The organism is Candidatus Thiothrix sulfatifontis (assembly GCA_022828425.1).
GTDB classification, from domain to species: Bacteria; Pseudomonadota; Gammaproteobacteria; order Thiotrichales; family Thiotrichaceae; genus Thiothrix; species Thiothrix sulfatifontis.
Genome location: CP094685.1, coordinates 2750881 through 2769042, shown reverse-complemented (window position 1 = coordinate 2769042; position 18162 = coordinate 2750881). Strand labels below are relative to the sequence as shown.

17 protein-coding genes and 3 pseudogenes are annotated in these 18162 nt (G+C 52.4%); 16 read left to right on the top strand and 4 right to left on the bottom strand.

The genetic code is table 11. The features are described from left to right. The first annotated feature begins 75 nt into the window (after positions 1-75). The 13 genes and pseudogenes from L3K52_13770 to L3K52_13710 all read left to right on the top strand — a co-directional run bounded on the left by L3K52_13770 (position 76) and on the right by L3K52_13710 (position 8536). A complete protein-coding gene (locus L3K52_13770) occupies positions 76-957 on the top strand; it encodes an IS982 family transposase (protein UOG91259.1) in 882 nt (293 codons plus the stop codon). Between the two features lie 119 nt (positions 958-1076). Next, positions 1077-2204, top strand: coding sequence for an IS4 family transposase (locus L3K52_13765; protein UOG91258.1), 1128 nt, complete (start codon positions 1077-1079; stop codon positions 2202-2204). A 48-nt stretch (positions 2205-2252) separates the two neighbouring features. After that, a complete protein-coding gene (locus tag L3K52_13760; protein ID UOG91257.1) occupies positions 2253-2645 on the top strand; it encodes an IS5 family transposase in 393 nt (130 codons plus the stop codon). Next, on the top strand, positions 2558-3007 hold the full coding sequence (locus L3K52_13755) for an IS5 family transposase (protein ID UOG94008.1): 450 nt from the start codon (positions 2558-2560) through the stop codon (positions 3005-3007). Before L3K52_13760 ends, L3K52_13755 begins: the two co-directional genes overlap by 88 nt. Positions 3008-3070: 63 nt before the next feature. Then, positions 3071-3370 carry a hypothetical protein gene (locus L3K52_13750; protein UOG91256.1) on the top strand — a complete coding sequence of 100 codons (300 nt, stop codon included), beginning with the start codon at positions 3071-3073 and terminating at the stop codon, positions 3368-3370. Position 3371: 1 nt separating this feature from the next. After that, a pseudogene (locus L3K52_13745) lies at positions 3372-4064 on the top strand (ATP-binding cassette domain-containing protein). 60 nt (positions 4065-4124) lie between these two features. Then, positions 4125-4964 (top strand): Rpn family recombination-promoting nuclease/putative transposase, encoded by an 840-nt coding sequence (locus L3K52_13740; protein ID UOG91255.1) that lies wholly within the window; start codon positions 4125-4127, stop codon positions 4962-4964. Positions 4965-4992: 28 nt separating this feature from the next. Further along, a pseudogene (locus L3K52_13735) lies at positions 4993-5375 on the top strand (ATP-binding cassette domain-containing protein). Between the two features lie 70 nt (positions 5376-5445). After that, positions 5446-6591, top strand: a complete 1146-nt coding sequence (locus tag L3K52_13730) for an ISAs1 family transposase (protein ID UOG91254.1) — start codon at positions 5446-5448, stop codon at positions 6589-6591. A gap of 25 nt (positions 6592-6616) precedes the next feature. Next, positions 6617-6796, top strand: a complete 180-nt coding sequence (locus L3K52_13725; GenBank protein ID UOG94040.1) for a hypothetical protein — start codon at positions 6617-6619, stop codon at positions 6794-6796. A 60-nt stretch (positions 6797-6856) separates the two neighbouring features. Then, a complete protein-coding gene (locus L3K52_13720) occupies positions 6857-7786 on the top strand; it encodes an Rpn family recombination-promoting nuclease/putative transposase (GenBank protein ID UOG91253.1) in 930 nt (309 codons plus the stop codon). Between the two features lie 71 nt (positions 7787-7857). Continuing rightward, entirely contained in the window at positions 7858-8037 is a 180-nt protein-coding gene (locus L3K52_13715) for a hypothetical protein (protein UOG91252.1), read from the top strand. A 16-nt stretch (positions 8038-8053) separates the two neighbouring features. Then, a complete protein-coding gene (locus L3K52_13710; GenBank protein ID UOG91251.1) occupies positions 8054-8536 on the top strand; it encodes an NYN domain-containing protein in 483 nt (160 codons plus the stop codon). Here the strand turns inward: L3K52_13710 and hflC are convergent. The 4 genes and pseudogenes from hflC to L3K52_13690 all read right to left on the bottom strand — a co-directional run bounded on the left by hflC (position 8533) and on the right by L3K52_13690 (position 11317). Continuing rightward, entirely contained in the window at positions 8533-9534 is a 1002-nt protein-coding gene (gene hflC, locus L3K52_13705) for a protease modulator HflC (GenBank protein UOG91250.1), read from the bottom strand. The genes L3K52_13710 and hflC overlap by 4 nt on opposite strands. Then, positions 9531-10368 (bottom strand): annotated as a pseudogene (locus L3K52_13700) (protease modulator HflK). Before L3K52_13700 ends, hflC begins: the two are co-directional and overlap by 4 nt. Positions 10369-10670: 302 nt before the next feature. Further along, the gene (locus tag L3K52_13695) at positions 10671-11093 is read right to left on the bottom strand and encodes a type II toxin-antitoxin system VapC family toxin (protein UOG91249.1); all 423 of its coding nucleotides are present in this window, start codon (positions 11091-11093) and stop codon (positions 10671-10673) included. Then, complete coding sequence (locus L3K52_13690; GenBank protein ID UOG91248.1) at positions 11090-11317, bottom strand: hypothetical protein; 228 nt, start codon at positions 11315-11317, stop codon at positions 11090-11092. Before L3K52_13690 ends, L3K52_13695 begins: the two co-directional genes overlap by 4 nt. A gap of 171 nt (positions 11318-11488) precedes the next feature. Between L3K52_13690 and L3K52_13685 the strand changes: the two genes are divergently transcribed. From L3K52_13685 to L3K52_13675, 3 genes are all read left to right on the top strand, one after another. Continuing rightward, complete coding sequence (locus L3K52_13685) at positions 11489-16870, top strand: CHAT domain-containing protein (GenBank protein UOG91247.1); 5382 nt, start codon at positions 11489-11491, stop codon at positions 16868-16870. 291 nt (positions 16871-17161) lie between these two features. After that, positions 17162-17542 (top strand): hypothetical protein, encoded by a 381-nt coding sequence (locus L3K52_13680; protein UOG91246.1) that lies wholly within the window; start codon positions 17162-17164, stop codon positions 17540-17542. A 13-nt stretch (positions 17543-17555) separates the two neighbouring features. Beyond that, positions 17556-17792, top strand: coding sequence for a UPF0175 family protein (locus tag L3K52_13675; protein ID UOG91245.1), 237 nt, complete (start codon positions 17556-17558; stop codon positions 17790-17792). Positions 17793-18162 lie beyond the last annotated feature (370 nt).

The following is an 18162-nucleotide window of genomic DNA, read 5'->3' as shown; positions in this document are numbered from 1 at the left end:
TACATCGCCTCGTCCCAAAGTTAAGCAGGGCAAGGTATCCTCAAGGATAGCGAATCCAAACGAGAGGAGGACACCATGCCCTTGGAAGACTTTATCACCCATGTGTACTGCCTGATAGACGACTGGCTGAAGAAACTGCCGGTTATTTTGCGCCACCGTGGTTTCAGCCCGGTCTTCAGTGATGCCGAAGTGCTGACATTGGAGGTGGTGGCTGAATTTATGGGATATGAACAGGACAAACAGGCTTGGGAGTATTTCCGTCGCCACTGGCTGGAGTGGTTTCCCAAGCTTCCCAGCCGTAGCACTTATGTCCGCCAAGCGGCACATTTGTGGCGGGTAAAGCAGCAGCTTCATGCTGACCTGTGCAGGGAAATGGGTGTGATGGGAAACGGCGTGCACCGCGTGGATGGTTTCCCCCTGAAGCTGTGTAATTTTCGGCGTGCGAACCATTGCCGTTTGTTCGCGGGATTGGCGGGCTACGGCTACTGTGCATCCAAAGACCAGCACTACTATGGTTTTCAGGCCGTCTTGTTGGTGAGCGGTTGTGGTGTGGTCACGGGCATCAACGTGATGGCAGCCAATCATGATGAAGCTGACGGCATCTGGGAATGCCTGCATGGACAAACGGGCCTTATGCCGGGGGATAAGGGGTTTATCCGACCTATCCACCAAGCAGGGTTGCAAGCCATCGGCCTGAATTTGCAAACCCCACTGCGCCGTAATATGCAGGATGACCGCCCCAAGGAATACGTTCAGGAACTCATGCGGGAGCGGCGTTTGGTCGAGACGGTCATTGGGCAATTGACGGAGCGTTTCCATATCCAGCGTATCCGGGCACGGGATAGGTGGCACCTGACCGTCAGGATTTTTCGCAAAGTGTTGAGCCATACCGTGGCAGTATTCCTTAATAGGATGCTTGGTAACTCATCCTTACAGTTGGTCAACTTGCTGGTGTAACGGTGGGAGAAAAATAAGTGGGTTCATCACTTACTTACAGTTGGTCAACTTGCTGGTGTAACGGTGGGAGAAAAATAAGTGGGTTCATCACTTACTGTCAACGGGCGGTACGATTCGCAATGTGTCCAATTCGGGATAATCGACATCAGATCAATGTTGCACACGGCGTTATCCTGTGTATTCAAGACACCACCGAACTGGATTTCAATGGGCAGGAAACCGAGGGTTTGGGGCGTTTATCCTACGATAAGCAACGCGGGATGTACCTGCATCCGACCTTGTGTATCACCCCAGACCGTCTGCCATTGGGGATCACCGATACGTGGATGTGGTCACGGGGCTTGAGCAAAGCGGCGGATCTTGCCAACCCCGGCATCAAAGAAAGCCGTCGCTGGATTGAAGGGTATGAACGGGTAGCCGAACTGGCGGCACGCTGCCCTGAACACCGCCTCATCTATACGGGCGACCGTGAAAGCGACTTTTATGACTTACTCAAACGGGCGCAAGCCTTGGATTACCCGGCTGACCTGCTGATACGGGCGCAACATAACCGCGCCTTGGGGGATGACCTCAAACTGTGGGATGCCATTGATCAACAACAGGCGTTGACTCGTATCACTTTTACCAAACCGCGCAAGCAGGGTGAAAAGCCTCGCAAAGTGGTACAAGAAATCAAGGTGTTACGTTATACCCTGCGTCCCAAAAGTAAGCATCCAATGCTATTGACCTTGGTTCAAGCCAAAGAAATCAACCCACCCGCCGGAAAATCGTCCCTCATTTGGCGTTTAGTCACCAACCGTTGTGTAGAGACCGCCGATGCCGCCTGTGAACTCATCGATTGGTATCGGGCGCGTTGGGAAATCGAGATGTTTTTTGATGTCCTGAAAGTCGGCTGTCGCGTCGAAAAACTGCAACTGGACACTAAAGAGCGCATCGAAAAAGCCCTCGCGCTCTACATCATGGTGGCTTGGCGGATTATGTTTCTGATGCGGTTGGGGCGTACCTGCCCAGAACTTCCGGCTGATCTGGTGTTTGACCCGCTGGAATGGAAAGTATCCTTCCGGCTCGGCAAAAAAGCACTACCCGATGGCATACCTACCCTCAATCAAGTGATCCGCAATCTAGCGGAACTGGGGGGCTTTTTGGGCAGAAAATGCGATGGCGAACCGGGGGCTAAAAGTATCTGGCTTGGCTACTCAAGGGTGCTGGACTGTATTTATGGGATTCAGATGGCTAGGTTCTGTTGACATTGTGAGGGTTGAATTGGTTAAAATGCTGCTTTTCAAGGTATTCCAATGAATCGCTACTATTTGACGGATGATCAATGGTCATTGCTGCATGAATTTCTGCGTGTTCATCCCCGTGTTTACGTGGGTGATTCTGGACGTTGTCGTCACTTTCTTAATGGTGTTTTATGGATACTCCGTTCGGGCAGCCAATGGCGTAGTTTGCCGCCCGAATACGGTCAGTGGAACAGTGTTTTCAAGCGGTATGACCGTTGGGTAACAGCGGGTATTTGGGATGAGATGTTCGCAGCGGTCAGCCTTGATGCGGATTTACAGGAAGGTTTTATCGACAGCACGATTGTGCGTGCTCATGCCTGCGCAGCGGGCGCAAAAAAAGTGATGCCGAAGCTGAGGCTCTCGGACGTTCCAAAGGTGGATTTAGCTGTAAAATCCATGCGTTAACGGATGCGTTGGGTTATCCCTTGCGATTTATTCTAACCCCCGGTCAAGCGTCCGATATTGGTCAAGCAGAGGCGCTGGTCACGTCTATTCCCCTTAAAAGACTCATGGCTGATAAAGGTTATGATTCAAAAGCCTTCGTGGAATATTTGGAAAAACAAGGGATCGAAGCACTGATTCCTTCAAAATCCAATGCGCTTGAGCCTCGGAAATGTGATTGGGTCGCTTACAAAGAACGTCACTTGATCGAGTGCTTTTTTGGAAAGATGAAACACTATCGACGCGTCTTTTCACGGTTTGAAAAGAAAGCGCAAAATTTTCTGGGCTTCCTCGCGTTTGTCGCCGTATTAATTTGGACTCGATGAAATGTCAACAGAGCCTAGTGAGTTGGGGGAGGACTGATTTGTGTATAAAGAGATGGGTATAAAGTGCAAGCTGTGCGTGGATTTGGGGAGGTTTTGACTCGTGCAGTGGTAGATTGGAGGAAATCCTGCGAACGCCGATATGTTTTTAATCCCCATAATGCAGTATCTGAAGCTGACAAGAATGCTGTTCGATCTCAAATTGCTGCACGTAAACGTGTTATTGAATCATCACTGATGGCAGGTGTGTCGGATTTGCAGATGCTTCGGCAAGAAGCAGCTATCAAGCTCAATGCTCTTTATCCTCAGATGGAGGCTGCGGCAAAAAAATTGGCACAAGCTCAGGCGGATGTAAAGTTATTGTAGTATCACGGATATGTTTGCAGCGACGCAAAAAGCGCGTTCACGCGGCTATTTGCCGGGACGGTTTTCGTTCAACGTCAAAGGCGGACGCTGCGAAGCCTGTTCCGGCGATGATTTGATCAAGGTCGAAATGCACTTTTTGCCGGGCGTGTACGTGACCTGCGAAGTGTGCGACGGCAAGCGTTACAACCGCGAAACCCTCGACATCCGCTACAAGGGCAAGAACATCAGCGAAATGTTGGCAATGACGGTGGAAGATGCCTGCGAATTTTTCGCCGCCGTGCCGTCGATTCACACCAAGCTGCAAACGTTGATGGACGTGGGGCTGTCGTACATCACGCTGGGGCAAAATGCGACTACGCTTTCGGGCGGCGAAGCACAGCGCGTCAAGCTGGCGAAAGAGCTGTCCAAACGCGGCACGGGCAAGACGATTTATATTCTGGACGAGCCGACCACGGGGCTGCATTTCCACGACGTTGATCAATTGCTGCAAGTGCTGCACCGCTTGCGTGACGGCGGCAATACCGTGGTGGTGATCGAGCATAATCTGGATGTGATCAAGACGGCGGACTGGGTGGTGGACTTGGGGCCGGAAGGCGGGAGTCGTGGGTGGCATATCATTGCAGTGGGTACGCCGGAGCAGGTGGCGGAAACGGAAGGGTCGTTTACGGGGGAGTTCCTGAAACGGATGTTGTGATAGGGTTGTAGTTTGTATTTGCTATAATGGGTCTGTACTTACTTCACCGGATTTACCGCCATGCGCTTCCTCGACGTAAAAACCGATTTCGCCTTCAAAAAAGTGTTCGGCAGCGAGCAGAGCAAGCCGATCCTGATCAGTTTCCTCAATGCATTGCTGAACTACAGCAATGGTGATGAAATCATTGATCTGACTATCATCGACCCGTACCAAGCACCGAAAATCCTTGGTATGAAAGATACTTACGTTGATGTGAAGGCGGTCTGCGCCAACGGCAGCACAGTCATCATCGAAATGCAGGTGCTGAACGTGGAAGGCTTTGAAAAGCGCGTCCTCTACAATGCAGCGAAAGCCTATTCCGCGCAACTGGGCAAAGGCGAAAAATACCATTTGCTGAACCCGGTTATTGCCCTGACCCTGACCGACTTTGTGATGTTCCCCGACCAGCCGGAAGTGTTCAGCCACTACCGCCTGATCGAAAAGCAGACCTTGGCACACTATAGCGGTGATTTAGAACTGGTGTTTATCGAACTGCCCAAGTTCATTAAGGAATTGGATGAACTCACCAATATCAGCGAAAAATGGGTTTACTTTGTCAAAAATGCAGGCAGTTTAGATTACGTTCCCGATACGCTTAAAGCTGAACAGTGCATCGTTGATGCTTTCAATATTGCCAACCGTGCGGGACTGTCGGAGGAGGAACTGGATGCACAGGAAAAGCGCCATGATTTCATTCGTCTGCAACGAGGTTCGATTGACAAAGCTGTGAAGGATGCGGTGAAAGAAAACTCTATGGAAATTGCTCGCAACTTATTGGATGTTTTGGACAACCCGACTATTGCCCAAAAAACAGGTTTGACAGTAGAGGAAGTCAGCGCATTGCGCCAATCTGTTGCATGACAAACTTTGCTGGATGTGTACATGACACTGCGAAGTGTGCGACGGCAAGCGTTACAACCGCGAAACCCTCGACATCCGCTACAAGGGCAAGAATATCAGCGAAGTGCTGGCGATGACGGTGGAAGATGCCTGCGAATTCTTCGCCGCCGTGCCGTCGATCCACACCAAACTGCAAACGCTGATGGACGTAGGGCTGTCTTACATCACGCTGGGGAAAATGCCACTACGCTTTCCGGCGGCGAAGCGCAGCGGGTCAAGTTGGCGAAAGATCTGTCCAAACGTGGCACGGGCAAGACGATTTATATTCTGGATGAGCCGACTACGGGGCTGCATTTCCACGACGTTGATCAGTTGCTGCAAGTGCTGCATCGCTTGCGCGATGGTGGCAATACCGTGGTGGTGATCGAGTAGGGCAATCGCATTAAAATGTTCTTGACAAAATCCCCTTAAGCTTGTTTCCCTTCAAGCTTTTGGTAGCCTGATGAAACTCCGTCCGACAGCCTCGATAGTTGAACATTTTGCATCAATCCCTGACCCACGCTTGGATCGTCGCAAGCGCCACAAACTGAGTGACATTTTCTTTATCACGCTGTGTGCAGTGATTTGCGGCGCGGATGACTGGGCATCTATCGAACAGTTTGGCAGAGCCAAAGAAAAGTGGTTCACCCGCGTACTGGATTTGAAGCATGGCATCCCGTCACACGATACCTTTGGGCGCGTTTTTGGGCTAATCGACAGCCAGCAGTTCAGTGAGTGTTTTAGCCGCTGGGTGGCTGACTTGGGCGACCTCAGTGACGGTGAAATCATTGCCATTGATGGTAAATGCCTGCGCCGTAGCCTGGATAGCGCATCGGATAAATCGGCCATTTACATGGTCAGTGCTTGGGCAACCCAAAACCAGTTGGTGCTGGGTCAGCAGCGGGTGGATGACAAGTCCAATGAAATCACCGCCATCCCTAAGTTATTGATGCAAATTAATATTGCAGGTGCAGTAGTGACGCTGGATGCAATGGGATGCCAAACGGCGATTGCCCAACAAATCGTGGACAAGGACGCTGATTACCTGCTCAGCCTGAAAGGCAACCAAGGCACACTCCACCAAGATGTGAAGCTGTTCTTTGAATCTGCCAACACTTGCCCACCCGTTGGACATATCAGCTATGACGGTGGACATGGACGGATTGAGACCCGCAGTGTACGAGCCACCTCAGCTATTGACTGGTCAAAGAAAGACCATTCCCATTGGCCTAAGCTCACCAGTATCATTGCCGTTACTGCCACCCGTGAATGCAAGAACAAAACCACCGAAGAAACCCGTTACTTCATCACTAGTATGGATGCCTCAAACCCTGAACGTTTGGGACAAATCGTGCGGGCGCATTGGGGCATCGAGAACAACCTGCATTGGGTATTGGACTATGCTTTCCGCGAAGATGACCAACGGATGCGTTCCGGCAATAGCGATGCGAACATGGCGGTTGTCCGGCATATCGCTCTCAACTTGGTCAAAACTGAGAAAACTGTCAAGCTTGGCGTGAAAAACAAACGACTCAATGCAGGCTGGGATGAGGACTACCTGCTAAAAATCGTCACAGGCAGACCGGGGGATACAAAGCCTAAAACTTAGAACTTTGTAAAACAAGATATTTTTAATGCGATTGCCCTGGGTGATCGAGCATAATCTGGACGTGATCAAGACGGCGGATTGGGTGGTGAATTTGGGGCCGGAAGGCGGGAGTCGTGGGTGGCATATTATTGCGGTGGGTACGCCGGAGCAGGTGGCTGAAACTGAGGGGTCGTTTACGGGGGAGTTCCTGAAACGGATGTTGTGATAGGGTTGTAGTTTGTATTTGCTATAATGAGTCTGTACTTACTTCACCGGATTTATCGCCATGCGCTTCCTCGACGTAAAAACCGATTTCGCCTTCAAAAAAGTGTTCGGCAGCGAGCAAAGCAAGCCTATTCTGATTAGCTTCCTCAATGCTTTGCTGGACTACCACGATGGTGATGAAATCACCGATCTGACCATCATCGACCCGTACCAAGCCCCGAAAATCCTTGGTATGAAAGATACTTACGTCGATGTGAAAGCGGTTTGCGCCAACGGTAGCACGGTCATCATCGAAATGCAGGTGCTGAACGTGGAAGGTTTTGAAAAACGTGTGCTCTATAACGCAGCCAAAGCCTATTCCGCTCAACTGGGCAAAGGTGAAAAATACCACTTGTTGAACCCGGTCATTGCCTTGACTCTGACCGACTTTGTGATGTTCCCCGATCAGCAGGAAGTATTCAGTCATTATCGTCTGATCGAAAAGCAGACCTTGGCAAACTATAGCGGTGATCTGGAACTGGTGTTTATCGAGCTACCCAAGTTCACCAAGGAACTGGTGGATTTGGTCAATATCAGTGATAAATGGGTATATTTCGTCAAAAATGCGGGCAGTCTTGATTATGTGCCGGATTCACTCAAGACAGACCCCTGTATTGTGGATGCTTTCGGTATTGCCAACCAAGCAGGGCTGACCGAAGAAGAAATGGAAGCACAGGAACAACGTTACGATTTTCTGCGGATACAGCGGGCATTGCACGATGAAAGGAAAGCTGTGGAAATAAAGCTGATAGAGGCGGAAGAAAAACAGCAAGCAGCGGAAGAAAAACGGCAAGCAGCGGAAGTACGAGCAGTAACAGCGGAAAAAGCATTGCTAGAAAGCAAAACAAATTTTGCCCGTAGCTTGTTGGATATTTTGGACGATACAACGATTGCCTTGAAAACAAGTTTGACAGTAAAGGAAGTCAGCGCATTGCGCCAATCTGTCGCGTGATAAGTTGGACTCGGTGCGTTGTACATAGGCTGTTGCAATGGCTTACCCAGCAAAAAACGAAAGGCAATACCATGGTTTCAGGGCAGCACCTCAAACGCTGGAGCAAGAATAAGGAATTGCGCATCAATGACCATGATCAGTTCGTGAAAGATGCCCGTGAAATGTTCCAACTGGTATTCAACCTGATTGAAGATGAAGTGGAACATCTCTACCCCACCGTGCGGGTGGTACAAGCCACCATGTCGAAGTAATGGTTGCTCAGGTTGAATGAAAAAAGTCAGTCTCTTCGTCGATGTACAAAACATCTACTACACCACCCGCGCTGCTTATGGATGCAGTTTCGACTACAACCGTTTCTGGGCGCAAGCTACCGCCGGGCGTGAAGTGGTGCAAGCGCGTGCCTATGCGATTGGTCGCGGCGACGAGAAACAGATGCAGTTTCAAAACATCCTGCGAGCAATTGGTTTTGAGGTGAAACTTAAACCCTACATCCAACGCAGCGACGGTTCTGCCAAAGGCGACTGGGATGTAGGTATCACGCTGGATGTGATCGAAGCCGCTGCCAACACCGACATTATTGTGTTGGCATCCGGCGATGGCGATTTCGATCAGTTGCTGCTGCGGGCATACCAACGCTACGGGGTGGAAACCGAGGCGTATGGTGTCCCCGGTTTGACTGCCAATTCCCTCATCAATGCCGCGACCCGTTACGTACCGATTGACGACAGCCTGCTATTGGGCAAACGCTAATCCCCTGACGGTGGCGCAGCATACGTTTCCGGCAATGCCGCCGTGCCTTTCAGCAAGCGGAAAATATCGCTATCGGTCGACAAAATCAGGCTGGTATCCGGTGTCATCACCGCCTGATAAGCATCCAAAGTGCGGGTAAAGGCGTAAAAGTCAGCCGCTGCCTGACTCTGGTTATAAGCCTTGGCGTAAATTTCGGTGGCTTGTGCATCGCCTTTGCCGCGAATGTTTTCCACTTGGCGATAGGCTTCGGATTGGATGCGGTTCAGGTCGCGGGTCATATTGCCGCGAATCCGTGCCGCTTCGCCATTGCCTTCGGAGCGGAAACGTTCAGCAATCTGGCGGCGTTCGCTGATCATGCGTTCGTAGATTTTGGGTTCGACACTGGCGTTGTAATTGATGCGTTTGAAACGAATATCCAGCAACTCCACCCCGAACACTTTGAGCTTTTCCGCAGCGGCTTTGTAGATTTCTTGTTCTACCAAGACGCGCCCTTTTTGGATCGGCACGAGTGAACCCACCACATTGTTGGTGTCTGCGCCATCAGCCGCGCCTTCCACCAACGTCGGGTCTTTGAGGGGAATACGCCCTTTGGTGGTGCGCACAATTTCAATCAATTCGTGTTTGGCAACCGCGTTACGGGTTTCACTGCCGAGGATGTCATCCAAACGCGATAAGGCGCTGCGTTCGTCGCGTAAGCGCAGGAAATAGGGGAGTGGTTCCACAATGCGCCAGCGGGCAAACAAATCCACCGAGATGTAGAGTTTGTCTTTAGTCGGCATATCCGAAGGGCTGCCATCCCACGGCAGTACCCGTTTGTCGATGCGGTTTACCTCTTGAATAAACGGGATTTTCATTTTTAAGCCTGCTTCGGTCACGGGTTCTTTCACCGGTTTGCCGAATTGGGTCAGGATTACTTGCTGCGCTTCACCCACGGTATAGAACGCATTGAACAAGACAAACGCCAGTAAACCGGCAAGCACTAGGAGTAAACGGTTCATGGTGTTGCCTCCGCTGGGGTTTTCTGTGAGGTGTTGAGGTTGAGCAGGGGTAACAGGTTTTTCATGCCTTCATCCACCACGATTTTGTTTTGAATGCCGGGTAAGATGGCTTGCATGGTTTCCAGATACAAACGCCGTTGGGTAATGTCGGGGGCTTTTTGGTATTCGGTGAACACCGCGTTGAAACGTGCCACGTCGCCTTCGGCTTCGTTGACGCGCTTGAGGCGGTAGCCTTCGGCTTCGCGGATACGCTGGTCTTTTTCACCTTCTGCCAAGGGAATGACTTTGTTGTAATCACGGCGGGCTTCGTTAATGAGCTTTTCTTTTTCCTGTTGCGCTTGGTTGACTTCGTTAAAAGATTCTTGCACCGGGCGCGGCGGGTTAATGTTCTTCAATTGCACTTGGTCGATGCTCACGCCCCACCACTTCGCGCATCACCGATTCCGAGGCATTGCGCAAGGTAATGCCCGGTTCGCGCACCGCAAACAAATAGTTGGTAGGTTCAGCAATGCGGTATTGCACCACCCATTCCACCAGTGCCACATTCAAATCGCCTGTGACCATCGGTGATTCTGCCGCAGGGTTGTCGGAGTATTGGTCGACGTTGGTTGCGCCTTCGGTATAAAAGCCGAATTCCTGTTTTAACTGGCGTTTGACCGGCAAAATGGTGGCGACATCCACGCCCAAGGGAATTTTAAAATGCAAACCGGGTTGGACTTCTGCCTGAAATTTCCCAAAACGTTGCACGATAGCCACGGAATCGCTGGGGACGGTGTACCAAGATGACCATGCGGTGATGCCGAATAGGATAATGATCACAGGGGCAATGCCCATTAGCTTGAAGCGTGGCAAACGTGGTCGCGAGGTCATAGGAAAGGATGGTATTGGGTTCACGCGGAATTCCCTCCAGTCATAAAAGTTTTGTGATTATGATCATGACTCTACGCCGTACTGTGTGGTTTAGCGAGAAGCTTCCGAGGAAATGGGGTTGGGGGCGGATAAAGATTGCATCGGCGTGTTGGCAGTGTCGGGTTATGTGTATGGTAGTTTTTCCTCTGTATGGCGGCATTGGAAAAGTGCCGGATGTGGAGCCGAAAGCGGCAGATCGTTTGCCGGATGGGGTTTGATAGTATTTGCTAATACGATTTTATTAACGGCAACTCAATCCAAACCGCAGGCAAAATCTTCAAATCTTTGAAATGCTTATCAGCCGAAACAAGACACTGGCATTGATGATGGAGCGCTAACGCCACATGCACAGCATCCATACTTTTCAGGTTTTCCAGTCTGGAAATATCCAGCGCCTCGCTGAAAACCTCTGGATAGCTGGGTAATACGCCACCGCATTGCACAAAAACATTCCGGTATGTCTGCAATACAGTGTCATCACCATTTTTGTAGGGTTTGATCAGAACTTCCAGCGCGACAGCCTCAGAGACAACAAACGACCAGCCATCCTGCGCAAGCTCTGCCAGTTTCGCGTCAATAATGGGGCGATACTCTTTTAATCCCTCAAAGCGGGTAATCCACACGGAAGAATCAACATAAGCCAACTTCACGCGCTTTCCCTCATTGCTCGCAGGTCAGCCAATATGTCGTCAATATGCCGATGTTGTAAGGGCAATTTATCGACCTCACGCAATGCGGCTGAAATAGCTTGCCAGTTAGAAACAGCGTGATTTTCTTCATGTACGACGGACAAAACAACTTTTTTGCCCCTGAATTGGGGAGGAAGCGATGCCCGCAAGCTACCGTCTTGATTGACTTCAGCGTGAACGATCATGGGTATTTCTCCATAAAATGGTGTTAGCTAAACTCTAACATGATGTTGTCACGTTCAACAAAAACGTTTTACCGCACGACTTCCAGCCGCACCTCCGCCTGGCGTTTCCTATTGTATAACCCCCCGTTTTGTACTAAACAATAGGCAGCCGAAAAATAATGCGGGGGACGCATGGATTCTATCAAGATCAGTGGCAAGTTGACCGGGCAAGACTTTCCACTCAAAAACCACGGCGCTTATGCCGACATTCTCACCATTACCTGCCAACAAGAAGTCACGCTGGAAGCCTTACGCAGTGGCGGTAAAAGCGTCGAACTCAACAACCTTGACCCTGACACCTTGGTCGAACTCGAATTTGAAAGCGGGTTCAAACGTTGGGTGCGAGTGGGCGAATTGCGGGCGCAAGCCACCCAAGAAACCAGCCGCTCTGCCAGCAACGAATTCATGCTCACGCCCGCCAGTTTTGACGTGCATAAGCAGCGCGGCCCAGTTGGGTTAGTGTTGAAGTTTCTGCGGGTGCTGAATGTTGATTCGGTCAGTGAGATGAGCGACGCTTTATCCGAGCTGTTAATCGACAAGCTGGAAACCCGCAAAATTCCGCAACCCGGCGTGTACCGCTGCCATAACACCGATCAATTAACGTTGGAATGGGTCACACAAGCCGGAGATATTGATACCAGCAAGCCGGTATTGCTGTTTTTGCACGGCACGTTTTCCAGCACCGATGGCAGTTTCGGCGACTTGTGGGAATCGCGCCAAGGCTATAATGCCGCCGCTTGGTTACAACGCTTGTTCGCGCCTTACGGTCAGCAAGTGTTCGCACTGGAACATCACACCCTCACCATCAGCCCGGTGCACAATGCGCTGCAAGTGTTGCGCTTATTGCCGCCACACACGCGCTTGCACCTGATTAGCCATTCACGCGGCGGCTTGGTGGGGGAATTGCTGTGCCAAGGCGTGTTGCAGCGTAAAACCCGCGAGTCCGGCGCTAAGTTTTTGGAGAGCGAGGAGATTTTCTCCAAGGCAGAACTTCAGCCGTTTGAACAGCAGGCGCGTATTCACGATCTGGAAGGATTGCAGGAAATTGCCGCCTTGCTGACGGATAAACACATTAAAGTGGAACGCTTTGCACGGGTAGCGTGTCCGGGGCGTGGCACGGTGTTAGCTTCGGAACGGCTGGAAGATAATTTGTCGATTATCTTCAATGTGTTGGGCTTTATTCCTTCACCTCGCTTGCAGATGTTAGCGGAATTTGTACGCATGGTGCTAATGGCAACCGCCCGCAAACGTATCGACCCGCAAGAATTACCGGGGTTGGAGGCGATGATGCCCGCCTCCCCATTAATCCGTTTGCTGAATCGCCCAGATGTGCAACTCGATTCTGACATGACCGTGATTTCGGGGGATATGCGTGCCTCGACGATTTTGGGGCATTTTAAGGAATGGGTGACGCAACGCTTTTTCGGCGAAGAAAACGATTTTGTGGTGAATACGGCCGGGATGTACGGCGGGGCGCGGCGCTTGCAGGGAATGCGGTTTTATCTGGATCAGGGCGATGACAGCAGCCATTTCAATTATTTTCGTAAAGGCGAGGTGCGCGACCGTTTGCTCAGTGCCTTGCAACACCCCGATACCGATTTGCGCTTGCGCCCGCTGTTGAACGAGACACCGGTGGCACGTCCGGCAGCGCGTTCTGGGCGTAATGCGCAAGCCGCCAAGCGTAGCACGGTGTATTTTCTGCCCGGTTTTATGGGGTCGACGCTGCAAATCAACGACACACCCATCTGGTTGGATATGTCGGCATTGAGTTGGGGGGATTTTTCGCGTCTGCAAATCGACAGTGCCGGGGTGCAAGCCGAAGGGGTGTTGGATGCGCCGTATCGTCCTTTGCTTAATATGTTAGCGGCTAGTCATACGCTGGTGGAATTTGCCTACGATTGGCGGCGTTCGTTTGCGGAAGCGGGGCGGCGGCTGGCGGATGCGCTGGAACAGGAATTGGAGCAAGCCAAAGCCAGCAATAGCAAGTTGGTGGTGCGCTTGCTGGCGCATTCCAGCGGGGGCTTGGTGGCCTTGGCGTTGATGAGTGAAGCGCCTAAGGTGTGGCAACGCTTGCGCGAAGAGGCGGATTGCCGCGTGGTGATGCTGGGTACGCCCTTACAGGGAACGTATACGGCGGTGCAATTGTTGCTGGGGCAACACCGTTTACTCAGCCTGTTGAATTTGCTGGATGGGCGCATGGATGAGCGCGAAGCGCAGTCATTGGCACAGCAGTTTGCGCGTTATCCCGGTGTGCTGGAATTGTTGCCTGCGGCGTATTTGCACGAAGAGCGTTGGCAAACGTTGCTGGGGGAAGCGTTTCACGCTTGGCCTGCCCGCCATTTGTTGGCGGATGCACGGCGGATACGCGAACAATTACGTGCGGTAGAGCTGGACACGCAACGCCTGTTGTACCTCTACGGCAAGTCGAGCCTCACGCCGGATGAGGTGGCGGAACACCAAGGTGGCTGGCGTTTTCATGCCAGTGGCGCGGGAGATGGCGTGAGCTTGTGGGGGGAATTGCCCGCGAAATTGCCGACTTGGTATTTGCCGGTGGAACACGGGCGTATGGCCAGCCACAGTGAGCATTTTCAGACCTTGCAATATTTGCTCGACGATGGGGTGTCGCGGCAATTGGCAACCCAGCCGCCCGCTATCGGCAAGGCGACAGGGGAATGGTTGCCGACGCTGCGCGGCGAATTGTTTCCCGATGAACAGGAATTGCTGGCAGCGGCCTTGGGCTACCACACGCGCATGACGCAAGCAGAAGTGCGTTCACCCGTGGAAGTGCGCGTGGTGCATGGCAATCTGGAACAAGTCACGCATCCGGTGGTAGTCGGGCATTACGCGGGGGATTCCATCCTCAGTGCCGAAGCTTTGCTGGATAAACGTTTGCAGGGGCGGCTCGGTGAATTGCATCGCATGGGTTTGTATCCGGGCGAATTGGGTACGTCACACGTGTTCCTGAATCCGGGGCAAAAACCGGGGGGCGCGGTGATTGTGGGCTTGGGCGAAGTCGGCAAGCTGACGGCGGGGGAATTAACCGCGAGTTTTACCCGTGCGCTGATGGATTATTCCTTGAAAATCCGCGAAGCCTTGGAGCAAACCCCGCCGAGCAATCCACTGGCAGAAGCGGAAGCCGTGCCGGTGCATGTGGCGACCTTGCTGATCGGCACGGTGGGTGGCGGCAGTGTGACCTTGGCGGATTCGATTACGGCAATTTTGCGGGCGATTGCGCGGGCGAATCAGGCGTTGGATAAGAGCGAGCGCGGCTTGCGCTTGCGTTTGCAGGTGGTGGAATTCATCGAGCTGTACGAAGATCGCGCGGTAGAAGCGGCGCGTTTGGTGCAAGATTTTGTGTTGATGCCAGAATTTCGCAACGATTTCAACGTGAAGAGCCTGATGCAATGCTTGCCGGGTAAACGGCGGCGAGTGATGTACAACGATCCGCCGGGTTGGTGGCGGCGGATTCAGGTGGAAGCGAGCGCCGATGGTTTGAAATACACCGCGTTGACCGATAAGGCACGCGCCGAACAGGTATTGCAAGCCACCCAGCGTAAGTTGGTCGATCAGTTTATCGACAAAGCGATCACCTCCAGCGCGGATGACCCGGATACCGGCAAAATTTTGTTTGAATTATTGCTGCCCGCCGCGATGAAAGAACAAGCACCGAATGCCGAAAATTTGGTGATGGTGCTGGATAGCGCCGCGTCTGCCTACCCGTGGGAATTGCTCTACAACCGTTTTGACCACGAATCCCAACCGCTGGCGGTGCGGTTTGGGTTGGTGCGTCAGCTACAGGTGGGGCAATACCGCCAGCATGTGGTAAACCCCTTGGAACGTTCGGCACTGGTGATCGGCGATCCGCCCGTGAATGGTGAGTTTGTGCGCTTGCCCGCTGCCCGGCAGGAGGCCGAAACCGTGGCAAACCTGCTGGAATCCGGTGGTTTCAGCACCGTGACCCGCGAAATTGGCACGGATTCACACGCCATTTTAAAAGCGTTGCACACGGGTGATTATCGGGTGCTGCATCTGGCGGGGCATGGTGTGTACCGCTACCGCCCTGACCCTGAGAGCGCGTTGGAAGTCAGCGGCATGGTGTTGGGCGATGGCATTTTCCTTACGCCGGTCGAAATCGGGCAGATGCGCAAAGTGCCGGAATTGGCCTTCATCAATTGCTGTCATCTCGCGCAAATGGACTTTATGAGCGCCGAGGTGCAAACCGCTGTGAGCAGCGACCGCAGCAAATTAGCGGCAAGTTTGGCGCAGGAATTAATTCGCATGGGGGTACGGGCTGTCATTGCGGCGGGCTGGGCGATTAATGACAGTGCGGCAAAAGTGTTTGCTGAACAGTGTTACCAGGCGTTGTTGCAAGGGCATACGTTTGGCATGGCAACTTTGTTGGCACGGCGCGAAACTTGGCAGCAATACCCGCAGAGCAATACGTGGGGCGCTTATCAGTGTTACGGCGACCCGGATTACAAGCTGTTGAGCCGCCAACCGGATAGCAATGCCGATGACAAGACGCTGGATAGCTGGCGCTTCGTGGCGGAAGTCGAGGTGGTGGCGGAGTTGCAAAACCTGATTCATGCCGCCGACACCGCGCAACCGGGGGACATTGCGTGGTTGCAGGAACGGTTGCCGCAATTGCATCGGGCGATTCCGGCGGAATGGTTGGCTCATGCGGATATTTTGTATGCCTTGGGGCGGGCTTACGGCAAGTTGGATATGTTTGTTCCGGCGCTGGATGCGTATCAAGCGGCGCTGGATTCGCCGCAAGCCGATTACCCGGTGATCTTGCTGGAAGACAAAGTGAGTGTGCAAACCGCGTTGGCCTTGGCATGGGCGCAGGGCAAGGTAGCAGCACCGGAGACGCGGCTGGCGGAATCCCCCGCTGCGTTAATGGCGGACAGTTTCAAAACCCTGCAATTGCTGGACGGTTTGGGGAATAGCCTGCAACGCTTTGAAGAAGTGGGCAAATTCTGGAAGCGTAGCGCCTTAATGGTCACTGGCGAGGAGCGGGCGAATGCGTTGCGCGAAATGGAGCAAGCGTATCGGCGGGCGCATGAGTTTGCCTTGCAGGAAACCCACGCGGTGGCGGGGTATCCGCTGATCAATTGGCTGACGTGCAAGGTGGTGCGTTATTTGCGCGGGCATGTGAAACAGTTGGATCGGCAGGAACTCAAACACTGGTTGGAACAAGCGCGGCAATGTGCCGAGTCGGGTGAGCGGGGAACGGCGGCGTTTTGTTCGGGGATTACCCGTGCGGAATACAGCTTGCTGCATTACTTGATCGGCGCACGTTTGAACGAAACCATTCAGGTGCAAAAAGTGGTGGCGGATTATGTGCAAGCCGTCGGGCGCGGGGCAGCACCCCGGCAATTACGGTTTGTGCGTGAGCATTTGGATTTTTTGCGCACCATGTTGGGTGAATTTCAGGAAGAGAAGCCGCAGTTGCGCCCGGTGGTGATGGCGTTGATGGAAATCGAAGAGAAATTGTCTTTTACTGCTGCTTAAGCATTGCCTGTTCCAGTTTTTCAGTTTGGCTTGCAGGTATTCGAGAAAATCCAGTACTTCTCGCGTTTGAATGTGCAGGGCATCCAGTTTTGCCTTTTGAAGCAGCTTCGCGTATCACTGTTACCAGTGCTGCGTGTGCCCCAGGCTACCGGCGTGGAAACGCCGGGTATGTCACAAGCTCAAGTCACTCTGTTTACAAGTGTGGAGAATCGCTGTAGTTCAGACTGATTTTGGGTAGCTCTCATCAGGCAGTGCTAAACTTGTGATATTGGCACTAACGGGATGTAGCCCATGTTTGACCTGTTTTTTACCGTTTTTCCGGCTGTTTCAGTCGTTTTCAAGTTGGGTTTTGAACCCACGGAAGCCTGTTTCTACGAGTTGACGGCGGAGCAATACGAAGAAGCTTGGCGGCAAGGGCAAGACAGGGGCGTGACGCTGTACATGGTTCTGTCACCGCAAGGGAAAACCCAGCCCGGTGAGGTGGTCGTTGTCAGTGAGGCGGAAAAAGCCAGCCTGCTCAAAGCAGCGGAAGTGATTGAACTTTACTGCCAGAAAAGCGGTAAAGTGTTCGACGATTATGGGAGCAAGTTGCGGTTTGTGGCGGAATTGTTGCCTCCGGTGTTTGCCAAGGATACGGATTTCAAGCAGCCGCATTTGAGTGTGGTCGGGTAAGGAGGAGTGACAGGTGGACAGTGATTATATTTCGGGTGAGGAACTGGGCGATAAACTGTTGCAGTCAGTGCGTGAGATGAAGTTGGGGATAGCCATCCGTGAGTATGCAAACGGAGCGGTATCGCTAGAAAAGTCCGCAGCTATTGCAGGGCTTGATCGCGTGGATTTTCTGGCAGCATTGGCAGCGGAACAGGTGGAGGTGTTTACCGTGGATATGGATAGCCTCAAGCGGGAACTGGAACATGGTTAACAACACACAAACGCCCCCAGTATTTCCCTCTGTTCCCGTTGGCAGGGTGTATCGCAGCGGACGTTCTGATGTATCCGCCAAAGCCCGTTCATTACTCTTTGAAAGCCGTGCGGAAGCATTACTGAAAAGGCGCAAAGCATGTTGATTGCTGATATGGGCGCGGTCTATAAGGTTAGCCTTACAGGGTATAACGCGGTTTCCTGATGTTGCGAACATACGCTGTTGGGTCTGCCATTTTTTCACAGTCTGCCTACATGCCGAATCCGGGCGTGTCTGCCCAAGAATGCTTTTCGCGTTTTTTTCAGCAGTCTTTTCTGGCTGGCGCAGCATGAAGCGTTCGTTCCAGGCCATTGCCGCGCCCGACCGTACC

Excerpts from the sequence above, each read along its gene's own strand:
- L3K52_13760 (UOG91257.1), top strand. The coding sequence starts at position 2,253 with ATGAATCGCTACTATTTGACGGATGATCAATGGTCATTGCTGCATGAA.
- hflC (UOG91250.1), bottom strand. The coding sequence starts at position 9,534 with ATGAACCGTTTACTCCTAGTGCTTGCCGGTTTACTGGCGTTTGTCTTG.
- L3K52_13710 (UOG91251.1), top strand. The coding sequence starts at position 8,054 with ATGAAAAAAGTCAGTCTCTTCGTCGATGTACAAAACATCTACTACACC.
- L3K52_13685 (UOG91247.1), top strand. The coding sequence starts at position 11,489 with ATGGATTCTATCAAGATCAGTGGCAAGTTGACCGGGCAAGACTTTCCA.
- L3K52_13730 (UOG91254.1), top strand. The coding sequence starts at position 5,446 with ATGAAACTCCGTCCGACAGCCTCGATAGTTGAACATTTTGCATCAATC.
- L3K52_13680 (UOG91246.1), top strand. The coding sequence starts at position 17,162 with ATGTTTGACCTGTTTTTTACCGTTTTTCCGGCTGTTTCAGTCGTTTTC.
- L3K52_13715 (UOG91252.1), top strand. The coding sequence starts at position 7,858 with ATGGTTTCAGGGCAGCACCTCAAACGCTGGAGCAAGAATAAGGAATTG.
- L3K52_13740 (UOG91255.1), top strand. The coding sequence starts at position 4,125 with ATGCGCTTCCTCGACGTAAAAACCGATTTCGCCTTCAAAAAAGTGTTC.
- L3K52_13690 (UOG91248.1), bottom strand. The coding sequence starts at position 11,317 with ATGATCGTTCACGCTGAAGTCAATCAAGACGGTAGCTTGCGGGCATCG.
- L3K52_13725 (UOG94040.1), top strand. The coding sequence starts at position 6,617 with ATGCGATTGCCCTGGGTGATCGAGCATAATCTGGACGTGATCAAGACG.
- L3K52_13770 (UOG91259.1), top strand. The coding sequence starts at position 76 with ATGCCCTTGGAAGACTTTATCACCCATGTGTACTGCCTGATAGACGAC.
- L3K52_13765 (UOG91258.1), top strand. The coding sequence starts at position 1,077 with ATGTGTCCAATTCGGGATAATCGACATCAGATCAATGTTGCACACGGC.
- L3K52_13720 (UOG91253.1), top strand. The coding sequence starts at position 6,857 with ATGCGCTTCCTCGACGTAAAAACCGATTTCGCCTTCAAAAAAGTGTTC.